General features: G+C 62.7%; 18 protein-coding genes and 1 pseudogene. 6 read left to right on the forward strand and 13 right to left on the reverse strand.

From position 1 onward, the window contains the following. Window positions 1-121: 121 nt before the first annotated feature. From OQ789_RS06675 to OQ789_RS06680, 3 genes are read left to right on the forward strand one after another with little or no spacing between them, the layout of a single operon-like run. A complete protein-coding gene (locus OQ789_RS06675) occupies window positions 122-373 on the forward strand; it encodes a type II toxin-antitoxin system Phd/YefM family antitoxin (RefSeq protein WP_324684392.1) in 252 nt (83 codons plus the stop codon). Continuing rightward, window positions 370-606 carry a type II toxin-antitoxin system RelE family toxin gene (locus OQ789_RS25965; protein WP_420716058.1) on the forward strand — a complete coding sequence of 79 codons (237 nt, stop codon included), beginning with the start codon at window positions 370-372 and terminating at the stop codon, window positions 604-606. The genes OQ789_RS06675 and OQ789_RS25965 overlap by 4 nt, the downstream gene beginning before the upstream one ends. Beyond that, window positions 603-2063 (forward strand): hypothetical protein, encoded by a 1461-nt coding sequence (locus tag OQ789_RS06680; protein ID WP_324684394.1) that lies wholly within the window; start codon window positions 603-605, stop codon window positions 2061-2063. Before OQ789_RS25965 ends, OQ789_RS06680 begins: the two co-directional genes overlap by 4 nt. Window positions 2064-2194: 131 nt before the next feature. Here OQ789_RS06680 and OQ789_RS06685 read toward each other — a convergent pair whose 3' ends face one another. Then, a complete protein-coding gene (locus OQ789_RS06685) occupies window positions 2195-2644 on the reverse strand; it encodes a hypothetical protein (RefSeq protein ID WP_324684396.1) in 450 nt (149 codons plus the stop codon). A gap of 475 nt (window positions 2645-3119) precedes the next feature. Between OQ789_RS06685 and OQ789_RS06690 the strand changes: the two genes are divergently transcribed. Further along, window positions 3120-3284: a hypothetical protein gene (locus OQ789_RS06690; protein ID WP_324684397.1), complete on the forward strand. Its 165-nt coding sequence runs from the start codon at window positions 3120-3122 to the stop codon at window positions 3282-3284. On the opposite strand, the pseudogene OQ789_RS06695 reads toward OQ789_RS06690, so the two are convergent. Next, window positions 3278-3520 (reverse strand): annotated as a pseudogene (locus tag OQ789_RS06695) (tyrosine-type recombinase/integrase); the annotation flags it as partial. The gene OQ789_RS06690 and the pseudogene OQ789_RS06695 overlap by 7 nt on opposite strands. 444 nt (window positions 3521-3964) lie before the next feature. Here OQ789_RS06695 and OQ789_RS06700 point away from each other — a divergent pair. Then, window positions 3965-4267 carry a DUF732 domain-containing protein gene (locus OQ789_RS06700; RefSeq protein ID WP_324684399.1) on the forward strand — a complete coding sequence of 101 codons (303 nt, stop codon included), beginning with the start codon at window positions 3965-3967 and terminating at the stop codon, window positions 4265-4267. Between the two features lie 121 nt (window positions 4268-4388). Here the strand turns inward: OQ789_RS06700 and OQ789_RS06705 are convergent, their stop codons facing one another. Further along, on the reverse strand, window positions 4389-4859 hold the full coding sequence (locus tag OQ789_RS06705) for a hypothetical protein (RefSeq protein ID WP_324684400.1): 471 nt from the start codon (window positions 4857-4859) through the stop codon (window positions 4389-4391). An 839-nt stretch (window positions 4860-5698) separates the two neighbouring features. Further along, the gene (locus OQ789_RS06710; RefSeq protein WP_324684401.1) at window positions 5699-6997 is read right to left on the reverse strand and encodes an adenylate/guanylate cyclase domain-containing protein; all 1299 of its coding nucleotides are present in this window, start codon (window positions 6995-6997) and stop codon (window positions 5699-5701) included. A 95-nt stretch (window positions 6998-7092) separates the two neighbouring features. Between OQ789_RS06710 and OQ789_RS06715 the strand changes: the two genes are divergently transcribed. Next, complete coding sequence (locus OQ789_RS06715; RefSeq protein WP_324684403.1) at window positions 7093-8622, forward strand: adenylate/guanylate cyclase domain-containing protein; 1530 nt, start codon at window positions 7093-7095, stop codon at window positions 8620-8622. Between the two features lie 288 nt (window positions 8623-8910). On the opposite strand, the gene OQ789_RS06720 is transcribed toward OQ789_RS06715, so the two are convergent. The 9 genes from OQ789_RS06720 to OQ789_RS06760 form a co-directional block, all read right to left on the reverse strand. Next, a complete protein-coding gene (locus tag OQ789_RS06720) occupies window positions 8911-10392 on the reverse strand; it encodes a phage major capsid protein (RefSeq protein ID WP_324684404.1) in 1482 nt (493 codons plus the stop codon). 375 nt (window positions 10393-10767) lie between these two features. After that, window positions 10768-11184, reverse strand: a complete 417-nt coding sequence (locus OQ789_RS06725) for a hypothetical protein (protein WP_324684406.1) — start codon at window positions 11182-11184, stop codon at window positions 10768-10770. Further along, the gene (locus OQ789_RS06730; protein ID WP_324684408.1) at window positions 11181-11777 is read right to left on the reverse strand and encodes a hypothetical protein; all 597 of its coding nucleotides are present in this window, start codon (window positions 11775-11777) and stop codon (window positions 11181-11183) included. Before OQ789_RS06730 ends, OQ789_RS06725 begins: the two co-directional genes overlap by 4 nt. A 74-nt stretch (window positions 11778-11851) precedes the next feature. Then, the gene (locus OQ789_RS06735; protein ID WP_324684410.1) at window positions 11852-12961 is read right to left on the reverse strand and encodes an AAA family ATPase; all 1110 of its coding nucleotides are present in this window, start codon (window positions 12959-12961) and stop codon (window positions 11852-11854) included. Further along, window positions 12958-13170 carry a hypothetical protein gene (locus OQ789_RS06740; RefSeq protein WP_324684411.1) on the reverse strand — a complete coding sequence of 71 codons (213 nt, stop codon included), beginning with the start codon at window positions 13168-13170 and terminating at the stop codon, window positions 12958-12960. Before OQ789_RS06740 ends, OQ789_RS06735 begins: the two co-directional genes overlap by 4 nt. Window positions 13171-13325: 155 nt before the next feature. Further along, window positions 13326-13532, reverse strand: a complete 207-nt coding sequence (locus OQ789_RS06745; protein ID WP_324684412.1) for a hypothetical protein — start codon at window positions 13530-13532, stop codon at window positions 13326-13328. A 68-nt stretch (window positions 13533-13600) separates the two neighbouring features. Then, a complete protein-coding gene (locus OQ789_RS06750; RefSeq protein WP_324684414.1) occupies window positions 13601-14059 on the reverse strand; it encodes a hypothetical protein in 459 nt (152 codons plus the stop codon). Beyond that, complete coding sequence (locus OQ789_RS06755) at window positions 14044-15438, reverse strand: recombinase family protein (RefSeq protein ID WP_324684416.1); 1395 nt, start codon at window positions 15436-15438, stop codon at window positions 14044-14046. The genes OQ789_RS06750 and OQ789_RS06755 overlap by 16 nt, the downstream gene beginning before the upstream one ends. Then, complete coding sequence (locus OQ789_RS06760; protein ID WP_324684417.1) at window positions 15435-15749, reverse strand: hypothetical protein; 315 nt, start codon at window positions 15747-15749, stop codon at window positions 15435-15437. The genes OQ789_RS06755 and OQ789_RS06760 overlap by 4 nt, the downstream gene beginning before the upstream one ends. Window positions 15750-15766: the final 17 nt, after the last annotated feature.

Raw genomic sequence — 15766 nt, forward strand, 5'->3', positions numbered from 1 at the left:
TGTTCAGGGCTTTCGGAGTCAGTTCGTGCTGTGTTGCAACTCCGTAAACGTACGTGATTCCGTACACTTTTTTACCGAAATGACTTGAGAAAAACGTACAGAGATGCGTACAGTTCTTGACATGAACGCGAACGAGCTTCGTACTGCCGAATCCGCTTCCATTGCCCTCACCGAGGTGCGAGACAACATTAAGGCCATCATCGACGAAGTGGTGACTACAGCCACGGAGTACACCATCACCCGACATGGCAAGCCCGTCGCGGTCATCCTGTCTTATGAGGAGTACGAGTCGCTGGTCGAGACGCTCAACATCTTGAGCGACGATGATGCGATGGATGCGATTGAGGACGCCGAGGCGGAACTCAACGGATGACCCGTCGAACTAGGCGCGCAACTAAGGATCTGGAGCAACTCCCGGACGTGTTACTCGCGAAGGCCGAGGCACTGATCGAGCGGTTACAGACCGAACCCGCGCTCGGCAAGAAGTTGAAGGGCAGGCTGGAGGGCAAGCGGTCTCTTCGGCTTGGTCGAACTCACCGAATCATCTACTGCATTGACCCCCTGGTCGTGATGACGATTGTCCCGCGGAAGGACGCGTATAGATGAGCGGTCGGGAACCGGAGATTAGGAAGGAGCAACTTCTATACCGCGCACTAGCGGACTTCAGCGATGCATGCGATGTGCCAAACCTGACACCGTCTTGCCCCTTCTATCAACTACAGCCGGATGGTTCGCCTATCTGCGGCGAGGAATGCAAAGACATTCTGAGCGACGATTTGTCACATGCGGTACAGCCGAACACATTAACTCTCGGTGGTGACCTTGCGGCTATTCAGGGTCCCAGGCGGCCGCGTCCGCGCCGCGTTCCAGCTGTCGGGCGAATCGCCTTTGACGCGCGGCAGTTTTACCTGACGGAGCGCGATCGTGACGTCAACTCGTGGGGTATGACCTCGTTGATCAAGGGGTTGCAGTTTCAGCTGGCTTATATGTCAGTTGATCCGAATGATCCGCCTGACATGGAACGTGTCAACGAAATCTATGACGAGCTAAGAAACCGTGGTATCGACGCTGTCGCCGTCACCCGCCAGGGCCTCTTCAGGCACATCACGACCTCCGTCTTGTGGCACATACACAACGTGCTTGCCAAAGGGGAAGACGAACTCGGTTGGATAAACCTAATCCGTGATGTAACACCAAATTTCGACGAGACCGGTTCTGATGTAGAGGATGGCCTTGAACGGGCCGTGGATACAATTAGACCCCATCTAACCACGTGGGTTCTGTTCGCTGATATCGAAGACTTGATCGAACACCGGTTGACGGTGTCCGCCGAGGAGCTTGAACGGTTATACGCAGAGGGCCTTCCCCCAAGGGATTTCGACGCTGTTTGGCTCGTCGAACGATTCACCGAAACATATCTTGATGACTGGAGCCGGCGCTCGCTACAGCGGGAGTGGCGATACATCCACTCCCAGTGCGCTTCACCATGCCCTCCGGCGAACATGCGTGAGCGCTCCGTGGAAGTCAAAGCACTGGCTCTGCTGCTCGCAGAGGTGGGTGCGCGCCACGTTGAGGGACAGGACGCGGACACCGACGACGCGGGCGGGGATGGTCCGGCTGGTCTGCTGCATGTTGGGCAGTTCCTGCCGCTGGCGGTCGAGGCTCTTGAGCGCGGGGATCGCGCGGAGGCAGTGTCAATCTTCAAGATGCTGTACGAAATTCGGCCCGATGACCGAGAGGTCACCAACAATCTCGGCTTCTGCATTCTTCCGGAGCAGCCTGAAGAGGCGGCCGGTTACCTGACAACCGCCATCCAGACGACGACTTCGAAGCCGCTTTTGGCTATGGCCTATCTGAATTTGTCCCTTGCCCGCTACATTTTGGGAGACATCTCAGGGGCGCGGGAAGCGCTCGCTTCGTCGCGCGAACACCCGACAGATGGTCTCTTCTGCTGGATGTGGGATCTTGCTGGGATCGCGAATGACGAATGGCACCTTGTGAACTACACCGATGGCCTGAGCGAGTACTCAGACGCCCTTCAAGAACTGCTGGATGCCTGCTAGTTCTGCCTGAACCTGGGCGGGGGTGAGTAGAATTAGGCTCGCGTTGCCCCGTTGCCGCTTTTCCCAGCACCGTAAAAACCGAACGCTTCGGTTTCCCTCTTTCAGTGAAAACCGCTGCCGCATCGGGGGTTTCACTCATAGGCTCGGGCGCGGGCCGCGCGCAACTGTGCCAGCGCATCCAGTTGGTCCTCCACGGGTTCAACAATGTGGGCCAGCGCCTCGCGGCGGTCATTGGCCCGCTCCACCGACACGTCCGGAACGTCCTCCTGGCCCAGCCCATACACCGTGGCCATGTGGGCAAGCAATTTGCGGCACAACTCCGCCGAGCGGTGATTCCCGTCCAGGGCCGCAGACCAGTGCGCTCGGAACAGGCGTTCGGCGCGTTCCTGCCAGATCGCGAACGCCTCATCCGTCAACAGCCCACGCCGCAGCTGGGGACCGGCGAAAGCGCGCTGCACGATGTTGGCCACAGACTGTGGGCTCCGCAAACCCACCACCCGCGCGATGGACCTGTATGTGCCACCGGCCAGGAACAGCGCGACCACGTTGGCGTCCCGCCGCTCCCGCTCAGCCGCTCTCACGTGTCCAGTTTCCCCAAACCCACCGACACACAGGGGGACCGGCACATCCCGGCACGTCAAGCCACGGAAACCACGCTGCAGCAAGCCATCAGCAGCCGGGTGGCTCTGTCCAGTTCAAGTTTCGGGGAGATATACGCTGCTGGGTGGGAGTGTTTTTGGCCGTACGGTTTGCGCGGCGACCCCGCCCCCGGGGGTTTAGGTGTCTCGTTTGGGACAGTGCGGTAGGTGGGTGTTGGTATTGGGCGGTGTGCGTGGTTGGGGTGGGCGTGGTGGCTTGCGGGTTGCATGGCGGTCGGTTGGCCGGTTGGCCGGTTGGCTTGTGGTGTTGGGTTGGCTGGGTTGCTTCGGTCGGCTGGGTGGGTTGCGGTTTGGGGGTGTGACGTACAGCGGCGTTCGGTTATAGCGTTGTGACGTAGACCGTGGTTGGTGGGTTGGGGTGGTGCCGCAACCGCGTTCGTCGATTGGAGTGGTGAACATGGACCCGAGGGACTACGAGGTCAACCCCGCTGACGACATCGATCTCGATACACACGAGGTGCACTCGGTGACCGGCGAGCGCATCGACAACGCTGCCGCTGACCGTATGGCGCGACGAGCAGAGCAGCCGGTCACGGGGGGCCAAGCGCCGCAGCGCTATTGAACTACCGCCGCGATCGCCGCTCGGCGCATGGCCTCGTCAGCGACTTTGGTATAGATCGCGGTGGTGACGGGCGACGTGTGGCCCAGCAGTTCTTGGACGGCCCGCAGATCACTGGACGCCTGGTAGGCCATGGTTGCGAATCGGTGGCGCAGGGTGTGTGTGGTCCAGGGGCCTGGCAGTGCCCGTGTGATGAGCTTGCCCAGATGGCGTGGCGTGATCGGGCCACCGTGGGGAAATTACGGTTTCCGCTTTGCCCACCTCGAACGAGTTTTAGACTTCCGCGGCGAGGGAGGGAGCGCGAGCCGATGCACCCAACAGCAGTGGCAAGTCTCGTCGTCACGTTCGGCGTGTTGCCGTTCACAGTGACACCCAGCGCAGCCGGGAGTCCGGAGCCGACGTCGCCTGGCTGCGACTTGCCCACTTCGAGCGACCTGATTATCTGGGATCACAGACCACGCCTGGCGGACAGTGCCTTCGAGATTGGCGACGCTGATCTGTCGGCTTGCAAGCCAAGCCTCGATACATGGAAGGCTGGCCAACCCACTGGACCGGGCTACTGCTCCAAAATCGCTTGGGCCTCAGATAATCCAGGTTATGACGTTGATGTGCGGCCCGCGCTCCCGTTGAAAAAGGTCATCGACGAGGTAGGGGACTGTTAACCCAGTCCGGGGGGAGATCCGATGAAGCGACTTTATGCCGCCGCCGCCGTTCTGGCCGCCTTGGTGGCCGCGCCAGCGGCACACGCCGACGCCGACGGTGACTTCCTCGCCGCCATGCATGAATACGGCATCAACTTCAAGGGGGGCGACGATGCTTCCCTGAAGTTAGGCCGCGCGGTATGTAAGGATCTGCGCGACGGTGCCTCCTCAGCGGCTGAGTCCGCTGCGGTGTTTCGCATTCTGCCGGACACCACTGAAAAGCAGTCCGGGAACATTGTGTCCGCCGCACAGATTCATCTGTGTCCTGACACCATCGGTCAGTAAGTGTTGACCCAAGCTGCTGCCACCGGGCACGATGACGCCCTGTATAACGCGGGCCTTCGCGTGATCCTCAGTGGCAGTGTTGCTTTCGGCCAGCTGGGCGTCCACGGTCTGGTGTGGGCGATCAGCTGTTCCCGCAGTACAGGGTGACGTCGCCAGCGCGGCGTATAACGATGGTGGAATAGTTGGTGATTACCGGAAATACCGACACGATCACCCCATCGAGTCGCCTGCCCCAAATCCAATTCGTCTCGTCCTGAGGATCATTGGGCGGCATCTTCGTTTTTTGACACCAGGGAAAACCGTTGAGAGGCTTACCCACCGGCAACAGGGCTTCCTCCTGCGCTACAACGTCGGGGTAGTCGGCCTTGATTTCCCATCTCTCACTCGTAGGGGTGGAGTCGTCCGTGTCCAGGGTCGCGCCGGGGGCACAAAAACATCGGCGACCGACGAGTGCTGCGCCCCAGGCGGGGGCGTGAGCGCAGACACGGCCGGTGAACTCGTCGTCACAGGTGGGGCGGAGGGGATAGATGGGGCGTAGGACTGCGAAGTAGTCGGTTGCGGCGAAGTCTTCGGCTCCGGCGTATTGGCGCATGCGGCTAGCGGTGCGGCCAGCGTTGCCAGGCAAACCGCCGTGGCGAGTGTCTTATGCGGCATTTTTCGTTTACTTACCGACTCTGGTAGTCGCGAAAGATGTACCGCGTCTACCCATCCGCACGGGCTAGGAAACCGCGAGGGGCGACTAGAACCCGAGGTCGCGCGCGGCCGTGGGGGGGCTTCGATGCCACCACACAGTTCGGTTTCGGTCGGGTAGCGGCCCAGGGGTGACGAACTGGCCAATGCGTTCCCCAGTTAGCGGCCCATTGCGGGTGAGTTCGCGTATTGGTTTTGGGCCAGAACGTTGGCCCCGTGGATGGCTTGGGCCAGAACGTTGGCCCCGTGGATGGCATCGTTGATGGGCTGGTGGCTGGCCTGGTTGATATTGATGGTGTTGTTGATGGTGCCACCAGGCCCTTGTCGCCGTCCTTGCCGTCTTTGCCATCCTGACCGGATAGCGTCCCGGCGCCGCTGCCGCCGGCCACGTTGCCCGCGCCGGCAGTTAACGCACCACCGGCCGCGAACGGTCCACCCGACAGGCCCGTGCCACCGGCACCAGGAGGCACGCCCGTGATCGCCGCATCGTTGGGGGAAGCGCCGGGTTTGAACGTCAGGTGGACATGGTCGAAATGGCCGGCTGTCGCGCCTTGACCGGCGCGGCCCAGCGAATTACCTTGCCCGCCTGGGGGTTGCCATGCACCACCACCCTTCAAATAGGGCCGAACTGTAGAGCACCAGTGAACTGCCTGCATAGCTTTGCTTTGCGGTTCATAAAAGACTCGCACATCTGCGTGAAACGTTATTCAGCCAATCGCTAATGCCGGGTGCAAAACCTACCTACGCGACAGCGAACAACCGCCATTCGCCAGGCACACCCTTGAGTGAATGAGCGCCGCGCTCCTCGAACTCAAGTCCTGATCCGATCACCAGGTCGCGCAGCGTGCTTGAAACGAGCACGTCGTTCGGTCCAGCCACGGCGCTCACTCGTGCGCCGATGTGCACGCCGATCCCACCGATGTCATCGCCGCGAACCTCGCACTCGCCCGTGTGCAACCCGGCACGCACTTCGATGCCCAGCACCTGCACTGCGTCGCGAATTGCCATGGCGCAGCGGATCGCTCGCTGCGGGCCGTCGAACGTCGCCAGGAAGCCGTCACCGGAGGTGTTCACCTCGCGGCCCCGAAAGCGGTTCAGTTGGGACCGCACGATGGCGTCGTGCGCATCAAGCAAGGCGTGCCAGTCACGGTCGCCCATCTCTGCTGCCCGCCGCGTCGAGTCCACGATGTCGGTGAACAGCACGGTGGCGAGAACCCGATCGTCGGCCACTTCTGCCTGCTCGCCGGTGAGGAACTCGGCGATCTCCTGGAAGGATTCCCGCCATGGTTCGACGAAGTGGTACAGGTTGCGGCCTGGCAGCTCAACATATTTGGCGTTAGGTATGTGCTCGGCGACGTACTTGCCGTTCGCGGGCAGGATAAATGGGTCGTCTCTATGCTGGATGACGATGGTTGGTACGCGGACTGCTGGAAGCACGGCCCGCACATCGACTTCGGTCACGAGCGGTAGTACGAGCGCGAAAGCCGCCGGATTGGCTGCCAGGCGTTCCTCTCGCGCCCAGGCGGCCCGAATCTCCTCGTTCCATGGCATGTCGGGATTGATCACGTGCTGGAATTCGCCTGTTCCCCACATGGCGGTCATGGCTGCAGCGGCCTCGTGCGTGTTTTCACTCACGGGATCCGCATAGCCCTCCAACACAACGAGCGCGGTAGTGCGAGATGGGTGGGTGGCGGCGAACAGCGCCGCTGGGGGCAACGCGCCCACCGACGCGAGCAGAACTGCCTCGGGACTTCCTAGCTCGTCGAGCACCGCCGTGATGCTGTCGGCCCATTGCTCCAACGTCGGCAGCGCGCCCGGGGCGACGGAATCAGACGCTCCCGTTCCCGGCTGATCAAAGAAGATGAGCCGCCCAAGAGAAGTCATCGCCTCAACCCACTCCCGGAGCGAGGGTAGCTCTGGCAAGAGTTCGCAACAGGTGAACCAGTTCGGGACGTACACGATGTCGCGAGGACCTTCACGCGACGCGCGATAGGCGACGCGCAAGTCCCCGTTCATCGCGTAGCGCGTCTCCGAGAACATTGCGGAAGTGTAAGCCGAGGAGCGGGTCGCGTTTCCGCCAATGCTTTCTACTGCATCCGCACGTTGTTTCGGATGCCGACGTTTAGTGTCGCGTCATGGATCGCATCTGGCAGTGGGCGTGGGATCGGTACGGGGCGAGGTACTCGTGGATCCTATGGGGCATCACCTTTGCGTCAGCATGGTTGGTCCATCTCGTTTGGTCGTTCGCTGTGGTCGGTTTCGAGAAGTCGAGTCACTACGTCGAGGCCGCCGTTGTCAGCGGCGTCGCAATGGCCGTGTTCACGTCTGTAGTGATCTCCCCAGGGGTGGGAAGCAGTCGTGTCGTGGAGCGATGGGCTGCCGGTCACCAGATAGATCGGGTGCAGGCAATGAACGCCACGTATACATGGTCGAGGGGAGGTCGTGTTCGCGGGATGTGGTTCATGCCGGTGTGCGACGCGCTGCTCTTCGTGGTCGTCGGTGCGGTCGCTGGTGCGAGCGGCTCGCGGCTCGTCCAATACGGCGTTGTGGGCGCGGCCGCAGGAATTGGCATGGAGCTCATTGGTCTGCACACCACGATGCAAGGAGCACTACGACCGGCGCGGGCCGCTCTCGGCGGGGATACGGAGATCGGCGACTCACTGCCGCGTACTCGTCCCACTTTTGCAACGTGGTTAAGCCTCTCATTGGTTGGCTGCGTTTTTGCGTTCTCTATCGTGGCCGCGCTGGTGGGGGTCGTGCTGGATCGAGGCAGCGAGCAACCCGTGCTCGCGGTCTTAATTGCGGGCGCGTTGACCCTTGGCATGGCGTTGCCAATCACCGTCAGCGGCGTAGTCTCGCCGTCGCTGAGACCCATTCGGGACCTCGCCGCGGGGGCCGACCGCGTTGCGGCCGGCGACTACAGCCAACGCCTACCGGTTGTTCAGGACGATGACCTGGGCGCGCTCGCGGCGTCGTTCAACCGCATGCAGGCGGGTTTGGCTGAGCGGCAGCGACTTCAGGCGGCGTTCGGCACCTACGTCGATCCGGCGTTGGCGGCGCGGCTGCTTGAGCAGGGTGATGATGTGTTCACCGGTGAGCGCCGCGAGGTCACGGTGATGTTCGTCGATGTGCGCGACTTTACGCCTTTCGCCGAGGTGAACACCGCCGAGGACACCGTCGCTCGCCTCAACGCCTTGTTCGAGATCGTGGTGCCCGCTGTCGTGGACGCCGGTGGGCATGTCAACAAGTTTCTCGGCGACGGTGCGCTGGCTGTCTTCGGGGCACCAAACGATCAGGCGGATCACGCCGACGCTGCGGTGACAGCCGCCGTGCTGATTCAGCGTCTGGTCGCTGAGCGATTTAGCAGGGACCTTCGCATCGGCATCGGGATCAACACCGGGGTGGTGATCGCCGGCACCATCGGCGGCGCAGGCAAGCTGGAGTTCACCTTGATCGGTGACACCGTCAACGTGGCAGCCCGCGTCGAGCAACTCACCAAAACCACCGGCGACGCAATACTTCTCACCCAAGAGTGCGTCGAGGCGCTGACGTCTCGACCGCCCGAACTCATCGAGCGGGGATTTCATGTTCTGAAAGGAAAGTCAGCCGCGGTGCAGATCTTCGGCCTTGGCCCAGGGGCCGACGCTAACTCCGGAAGAGGATGACGAGCCGCGCGGCGGTTGACTTGTTGACTCCCTAATTCAGCTATTGTGTTGTCCACGTGGTGCGTTGGCACTTGACCGTTCGGTTGCTACCCGATTGATTTGGGTTGTTCGGCCGCGTCGGCATGGGCGACGTGCGCGCAGATGACACCGTTACCGACAGGATCGTCGCCCTCAGGCTTTATCCGCGAAAACCTGTCCGGCCACGGAGCTTTGAGGGGTCCGCGCGGGCTGGGCCAAAGGGGGTTCCACCTGCCCGCGCGGAAGCCATTTCGCCTGATAGAAAACCGATTACGTCACGTCCAACATGCGGAACGCGGCGTCGTTGACGCTATCGGCACCAACCCGGTAGTAGGCGTACCACCCGCGCTGACCGGACGGCCGGTTGTTGGCGGTGTGGAACAGGTGGGGGATGAACTCCACCGTCATGCCCAAACGGTCTGCGATGACGTAGTTTTCGAAGTCACCGAAGATCAGCGAATAGTTCTCCGCCGATGCCGTGATGGAACCGTCGATGGCTTCCGCTTCCAGGTTGGGGTAGCCCATCAGGTTCGGTGGGGTCCCGTTGCCCAACGTGGTCCACAAACCTGCACCGCCGTAGGTGTCGAACTGGCGGATCAGGTTGTAAATCAGGTTGTTGGACAACCACTTGGCGTTGTTGCGGTAGCGCGCCGGCAGCGAGCCGTGCAGCGCGTACACGTCGGCCAGGGCGAACGTGTCGGTGGACTTGGAGTTGACCACCGAGCTGGACCCGGACAGGGCCGTCACAATGCCCGTGGGCATTCCGGTACCGGAGCCGGTGATCAGCGCGACGGCTTCCAGGTCCTCACGCCCCTGCGCCAGCAGCCGACCGACCTGCTGGGCCACGTTCTGTTCATCAGCCGAGGCCTCGATGGAGATGGGTACGAACCCAGCCGCTTTATAGACCGGGATGGACGGCTGGGCGAACGGAGGACTGTCATCCGACACCTCCGACGCTTCCGCATCCCAGCTCCACTGGACGGCGGCACTGGACACCCCGTTCCACACGTCACCCGTGGCCACCACCTGGCGCGCGGCCTGGCGAATGTCGTTGCGGCTTCCTGCCGACGTAATGATCACGGTGGGGTCAAGCTGAAATGGAACCAGGAACCCCCCTCCGCTATCCGTTAAGGACATGGCGCGGTACTGGTCAACATCAGCGATCGCCCGCCGCTCCTCCGGCGTCAGGCTGTCCTGCTTGCTGGTGGCCATTTTCGACCAGGCCCGCATGTAGGCCGGCGAACTGGTCACCAAAACGTGACGGGCCAGCCGGCTGTCCTGCGAGTCGAATTTCTCGATGATGTTGGTGGCCGCCGACCGGATGCGGTCCGAAGCACCAGGCATCGCCTCGATGGCCGACAACGCCCGCGCCCTCAGCTCCCCGGCCACCACGCCGGGTTCACGGAACGTGCGAACCTCGCTGAGATCCCACGGATTGCGGAACCGGCGATCCCCGGCGCTGCGTGGGTCTCGCAGGGGATCGACGTCGTAATCACCCGCGCTACCGCGCTCGATCCGGAGCTGTCCCGGCGGTGGATCTGCCAAACTCCCACTGGAAGCGCGGGCTATTACGGCGGCGCGGTCCAGATGTTGGATGTGGCGCGCCACCAAGTCGAACTCGTCCCCCAGCCGATCAAACTCCGCGGCATCGGTTTTGGCAGCGCGATGCTTGCTATTGAGCGCGTCCATCTGATCATGGAGTTCGTCTGCGCGTTGCAGCGCCTGCTCGCGGGTGAGGTTTTCAATCGTCATCGTGGGTTCCTTAAGGTAAGCCAGGGCAGTGGCTGGAGTTTTGGGGTGTCAGTGGTGAGTCGCGCGGCCCGCCGGACCAAAGGGCAGGCCGCGCGGCGACCAACTGTGACCGAACAGGGTGAAACGAACCGCTCCGGGCGTAGCCGCGCAGAGCGGGCACTACAGAATGCGAGCGGGCATTGGCTTGCCAGCAGCCCCAGCCCCCTGGCCGGTTCCGGTGGCGGCGCAACCCTTTCGGGTCGGGCCTGCACGAGCGCGGTTGCAACATCACAGTATCAGCGACAGCGGACATCACGGCCCAATTCCCCTTACGGCGGTGCGTGACCAGGGTAAATCTCATTTCCCGGTCTCCGGGGGGCTGTCTTACGGCGACAATCACTTGCACGCCGTCCGATCGTTTTTGACGAGCTCGACGGCGAGCTGATGCGCAACGCGCAGCAACTGACGCTTCGTCAGCTCGTTGCCCAGCTGCTTGAAGAGGCGGTCCAGGGCGGCCGGGTCGGTGCACTGTCGGGCCTCAGCGAGGATGACCCCGACCGCGCGGTTGACGACCTCGAAGTCTTTACGGCCAGCGCGTGACGGACGTTGTCGGGCGAACAACCGGCCGATGGCCGCCGCCAACATCGCGATGACGTCCTCTTGCTGCGCCGAATCGAGCGACGCAATCTCCCGCAGCACCACAGATTTCAGCTTTTCGTCGGAGGGGCGGTCTTCGGCCGCATCCAGAATTCTCCGGAACCGATAGTTGGCCGCGTCCTCAGAAGTGGGGCACCCCAAACCGGTCAAGCTCATTTGCCCTGCTCCGGCGAGTCGCCGTCGCCCGCCCTCAGCCACGCTTCCAGCAGCGAGACCAGCTCACGGCCGCGGTCACTCATCGAGTCCGACTGATAGAAGCACGCGAGCTGGGCGGCCAGCGTCGCCGTGACCTTGGCCAACTGGTGACGGGTCAGGCACTCGGTCCACATGCGGAATGACTCGTCGAAAGTCGCCAAATCGCGGTAGTTTTGAGCGGCCTTGACGATCCCATGGGTGGCGCGGTCCATCACCTGGACATCTCCTTGGCCGCCGCGCCGAAGCACATGCATGTTGCAAAGCTTCGACACAGTTGCCGCCAGCAGGCCAATCACGTCGCCGCGTTGCTCCGCATCCAAGTCCGAGATTTCCAGCGCCACAGCGGATGCCAGCTCATAGCCGGGAGGATGGTCCTCGGCCGCGTCGATGATGCGCCGGCACGCATGCACGGCAGGATCGTCAAAGTCGGGCTGCGCTGGGTCAACTGTCTCACTCATAGTGGGTTCCTTTTGTGTGGGTTGGTGCTTGACGGTTTCCGTGAAAGCGGGAATCGGTTGGTGTTCCACCCGTTCCGGTTTCCATTCCAGTTCCACCCCCCCCTTAAGGGGGGGTGGTGGAATGGAAACTTTCCACCGTGGGTGGAACAAGGTGGAAAAAGTGGAACGACTCATTTGCTGGCCTGCTTGTAGAACGGGCGGGAGTCGCTGCCGGTGTTGACCAGCCGCCGAGCTTTCACCAGGTCAGACAGTGCGCGGTAGAACGTACCGACCGTTATCCCGGAATCCACTGCGGCAACTCGCAGTTCGGACTTGGTTGCTCCAGTTCCACTGAAGCTCTGGACAAAGATGGAAAACAGCTGTTCCGCGCGGGCAGTTGTTCCACCCAAGGGTGGAACGCTCCTAGCTCGGCTAACTACCGCGCTGGAAGTCCCTGGCATGGGGTCGATTTCCAGCTGGTGAGAGTCGGTTTCGGGGCCGTCCTTGCGCTTCTGTCGGTCCAGTGTGATAACCCCGCCGTCGCGGGCCGTGAAGTAAACCGTGTCCGAGGCAGCTTCAAATGCGGAAGAGCCGCGCAGCGTCTTGCCATCCTTGCCGGCGTGGTGGACACCCAGCACCACCCCGCGCTGCCCAGGCGTGCGCGCCAGCACCCGAGTCATCGCGTCCACCACGATGCCGCAGTCCTTCGCCGAGTTCTCGTCGGCACCAACCATGCACCGCGCCAGCGTGTCCAGCACCACGAGGCTGTAGCCGCCCCAGTCCACCAGCGCGCACAGCTGGTTGACCTGCGCTGTGTTTGTCAGGTTCACGGGTACCGGCAAAATGTGCAGGCTGCCGTCGAGCACGTCGGTTTGCCAACCCACTTCCCAAGCGTCAATCCGGCCCTTGAACCCGAACGCGCCTTCACCGACCACGTACAGCACGCGGCGCTGTTCGGTAGGTCGTTCCTGCCACGCTTTGCCGGTGGCTACGCACAACGACCAGTCCAACGCGATGAACGTCTTTGCGGTGCCCCACTTTCCGTACAACAGCGCAGTGGTGCCCTGGTCCAGCACGTTGACAATCAGCGGCTCCGGGTCGGGCAGGCTACGGAGCGCGGAGCGCGTAAGCACCCTGTCGGCCAGGACTGGTGTTGTTGGCTCGTCCGGTGGTCCCGGATCGTCTGGTGGCTCCGCGGCCAGGTCTGGCACTGGTGCCAGGTTGCCGTTGCGTTCGGCGCGCTTGGCTGCGGCCCAATCACGGGCAACGCGTAGACCTTCGGGTATTTGTTCGTCGGTCATGCGACCAGCTCCAGGTCCCAGGCACGCGCGATGGCCAGCGCGGCTTTCCGTGAAGCACCGCCCTGGCGGTACATCACCCGCAACCCCTCACGGTTGGGTGCCGGCAACAGCGCGTGCTCCCACAGGTGCATCGCCGCGTCTTCGTAGCCGCGCTCACCGGGCGGCTCGTAATGCCACGGATCACTCCGACCGTTGGCTAGCTGCCGCATATCGTCTGCGGCGGCCCGTCGCCTCCGCAGACCATCCGCATAGCAGTAGACTCGCTGCTGGAAGGTCGAATTACTGTGGTCTGGTCCAGCTTCTTGCCGGGGGCTGGGCCTTTCCCATTCCGGGGGTCCTTCGCGATTCCTGGTCTGTTGGCAACTCATGCCGCACCTGACCGGAGGATTGCGGCGATTCGGTCGATCTGCTCTTCCGTAAATGGCGGACTAGCCTCGACCGCTTTCTTGACCTGCTTGGCGAGGTTCTCAACGCGGAGGTTGAGCCTGGCTTCGACAAGCTCTGGGTCATTGTCGGGCCGGGAACGGCTAAGCGCGCCGACTTCGGCGCGGTAGTGGAGTATGTCGGACACTTCGATCCTTTGGGCATGAACAAACTGCCCGGGGTCGAAGCCGGCTTGCGAACTAGATTAGCAGCGAATCACACTTGCAGCCCGCAATGGCGCTTGACGTATTCGCGCGCCGAATGCAACGCCTGTAGCCGCATCACGATCAATTTCTCGTCGGCCGATACCGTGACCGCGCGGAATTGTTCATCGGTCACGATCTTCGTCAGCAGTGTGTGCAGCCTGCCCCCGTCCGATCGGTAGGCGCGCTGGGTGCACTTGGTGCATTGAATTTCGATGGCTTCGCCCCGAAGGTCAGGCTCATCGGGGTCGGTCCAGTCCGGCATCAGCCACTTTGAGTCGTGACCGCGCTGGTCGCCTTCCATCGGCCAAACCTTGAGCGCGGCTTCGTGGACACCTTTTGCCGCCCACCAACCGGGCCGGTCCGGAATCCACGGCAACAAAGCCACGATGAACAGCTCCCCGTCGCGGATGCCGTGGTCACAGACAAAAAGGAAATTAGGCGGTTTCGTCTCTGTCATGTTGTTTTCCAACGGATTTCGACTGTCTCGGGTCGGAAGGTTCGCGTTCCGCGACCGGGTAGGTGCAGTACTGGCGTCATCAATGTCGCGATGATGTTGCGCCGCTGGGCCACGGTCAGACCAGCCCAGGTCTCCTCAACGCGCCCGCTGGCAACGATGGACAGCGGCGATGACGATCCCGCTGCGGCAAGCTTGGCCTCAATCTCCCCAAGCCGCCCGGTGATTCGCTCGTTCATGGTGCGCCACCGCAACCGGTCAATGAGTCCCTCGGCGCGGTCCTGGTCGATGCCATCGCGTTCCCGACGCAGCTTGTCGGCTTCAGCCATCAGCTCGTCAGCGTCAGGTAGCTCGGCGGCCCAAAGTCTCGCCGCGGCCGGCTGTTTCAGCTTCTCGACCGCCACCATTTCCACGTACTCGTCAACAGGTTCGGCCTGTCGCGACACGTGACGCCCGCTGATACAGCGATACATCGGATACCCGCCGAAGGCACCGCCCCGGTGGACCGTTTGTCCGCAAACCCCGCACAGCCCAACCCCGGTCAACAGCCCCTTGCTGCCGGTGCGGCCGGTATGCCTGGCCGGGTCAGTGAGGATACGCACCGCGGCCCGCCACGTCGCCTCGTCAACGATGCCGTCCCACTGCGCTTTGCCCACGATCCCCAGCTCCGGGTTCTGACGGATTCGGGACCGTTCCTCCGGCGTGCGGTATCGACGCAACCCGGCGTGGCGAGGATTGGTCAAAACGTCCTTCACGGTCCCCCGATACCAGCACTTGTCGCTCTGGGCCGGCGTCACACCCGAGGCGTTCCACCGCCGCGCGATCTCGCTCAACGACTCACCGCCGAGCACGTCCACATAGGCCTGCCGGATCAGCGCCGCTTCAGCCTCCCGGATGGTCTTCCCGTCCTTCTCGTAACCGAACGGGCGACGCCCGCCCACCCAGCGACCGGCTTTGGCCGCCTGAATCGCCGCAGAGCGCTGCCGTGAGCCTTTCCGCTCCACTTCCCCCTGGGCCACCGACGACAGGATGCGTGCGACCAACCTGCCGCCATCCGTGGAGGTATCCACGCCATCGGATGCGGTGACAATCGCTACCCCGGCCGCCTGGCATCGCTCAAGCGTGCTTTCAAGCTCGGCCAGGCGACGCAGCAGCCGGTCCATGTGGCGGGCCACGATCACGTCGAACTCCCCCGCATCGACGCGGGCCATCATCACCGAAAACTGCGGGCGCGGTTTACGAGACAGCGCAGACACGTCGTTGTCCACGAACTCGGCCGCAACGGTCCAGCCGCGAGCCTCGATGAGTCGTCGAACGTCTTCGCGTTGGCGGTCGATGCCCAGGCCGTCGCCTGAGCGGTCAAAGGACTGGCGGAGGTAAACGGCGGCCCTCACAGCTGGGTCACCCAGGTGTAGTAGGCCCGCGCATCCGGAAGCCCGTAGACATCGCGAAGGTAGCCCCTGGCCTTCTCCACGGCATTGTCAACGCCATCTAATTCCCAGCACCCGGTAATCCACTCGTCGCCGTCCGGTGTGTTCAGCACCCAGCCGTCGATCACCTGTCGATCCCGGTTTGATTTATGGTCGGCCACCCGCGCCCCGGTGGTTGACCAGCTGCGGTAGCTCAGGATTGGTTCTTGATTCGCGTTGAATCTCATCGCCTCGTGGTCGGCTGCGTAATCCACGTGGATAGGGATGTTGTCCATGCGCGATAGCCTAGCTC

Source organism: Mycobacterium sp. 94-17, assembly GCF_035617725.1.
Taxonomy (GTDB): Bacteria; Actinomycetota; Actinomycetes; order Mycobacteriales; family Mycobacteriaceae; genus Mycobacterium.

Bases quoted from the DNA above. Each gene is read 5' to 3' on its own strand.
- OQ789_RS06675 (WP_324684392.1), top strand. From the start codon at position 122: ATGAACGCGAACGAGCTTCGTACTGCCGAATCCGCTTCCATTGCCCTC.
- OQ789_RS25965 (WP_420716058.1), top strand. From the start codon at position 370: ATGACCCGTCGAACTAGGCGCGCAACTAAGGATCTGGAGCAACTCCCG.
- OQ789_RS06680 (WP_324684394.1), top strand. From the start codon at position 603: ATGAGCGGTCGGGAACCGGAGATTAGGAAGGAGCAACTTCTATACCGC.
- OQ789_RS06690 (WP_324684397.1), top strand. From the start codon at position 3,120: ATGGACCCGAGGGACTACGAGGTCAACCCCGCTGACGACATCGATCTC.
- OQ789_RS06700 (WP_324684399.1), top strand. From the start codon at position 3,965: ATGAAGCGACTTTATGCCGCCGCCGCCGTTCTGGCCGCCTTGGTGGCC.
- OQ789_RS06705 (WP_324684400.1), bottom strand. From the start codon at position 4,859: ATGCGCCAATACGCCGGAGCCGAAGACTTCGCCGCAACCGACTACTTC.
- OQ789_RS06710 (WP_324684401.1), bottom strand. From the start codon at position 6,997: ATGTTCTCGGAGACGCGCTACGCGATGAACGGGGACTTGCGCGTCGCC.
- OQ789_RS06715 (WP_324684403.1), top strand. From the start codon at position 7,093: ATGGATCGCATCTGGCAGTGGGCGTGGGATCGGTACGGGGCGAGGTAC.
- OQ789_RS06720 (WP_324684404.1), bottom strand. From the start codon at position 10,392: ATGACGATTGAAAACCTCACCCGCGAGCAGGCGCTGCAACGCGCAGAC.
- OQ789_RS06725 (WP_324684406.1), bottom strand. From the start codon at position 11,184: ATGAGCTTGACCGGTTTGGGGTGCCCCACTTCTGAGGACGCGGCCAAC.
- OQ789_RS06735 (WP_324684410.1), bottom strand. From the start codon at position 12,961: ATGACCGACGAACAAATACCCGAAGGTCTACGCGTTGCCCGTGATTGG.
- OQ789_RS06740 (WP_324684411.1), bottom strand. From the start codon at position 13,170: ATGCGGCAGCTAGCCAACGGTCGGAGTGATCCGTGGCATTACGAGCCG.
- OQ789_RS06760 (WP_324684417.1), bottom strand. From the start codon at position 15,749: ATGGACAACATCCCTATCCACGTGGATTACGCAGCCGACCACGAGGCG.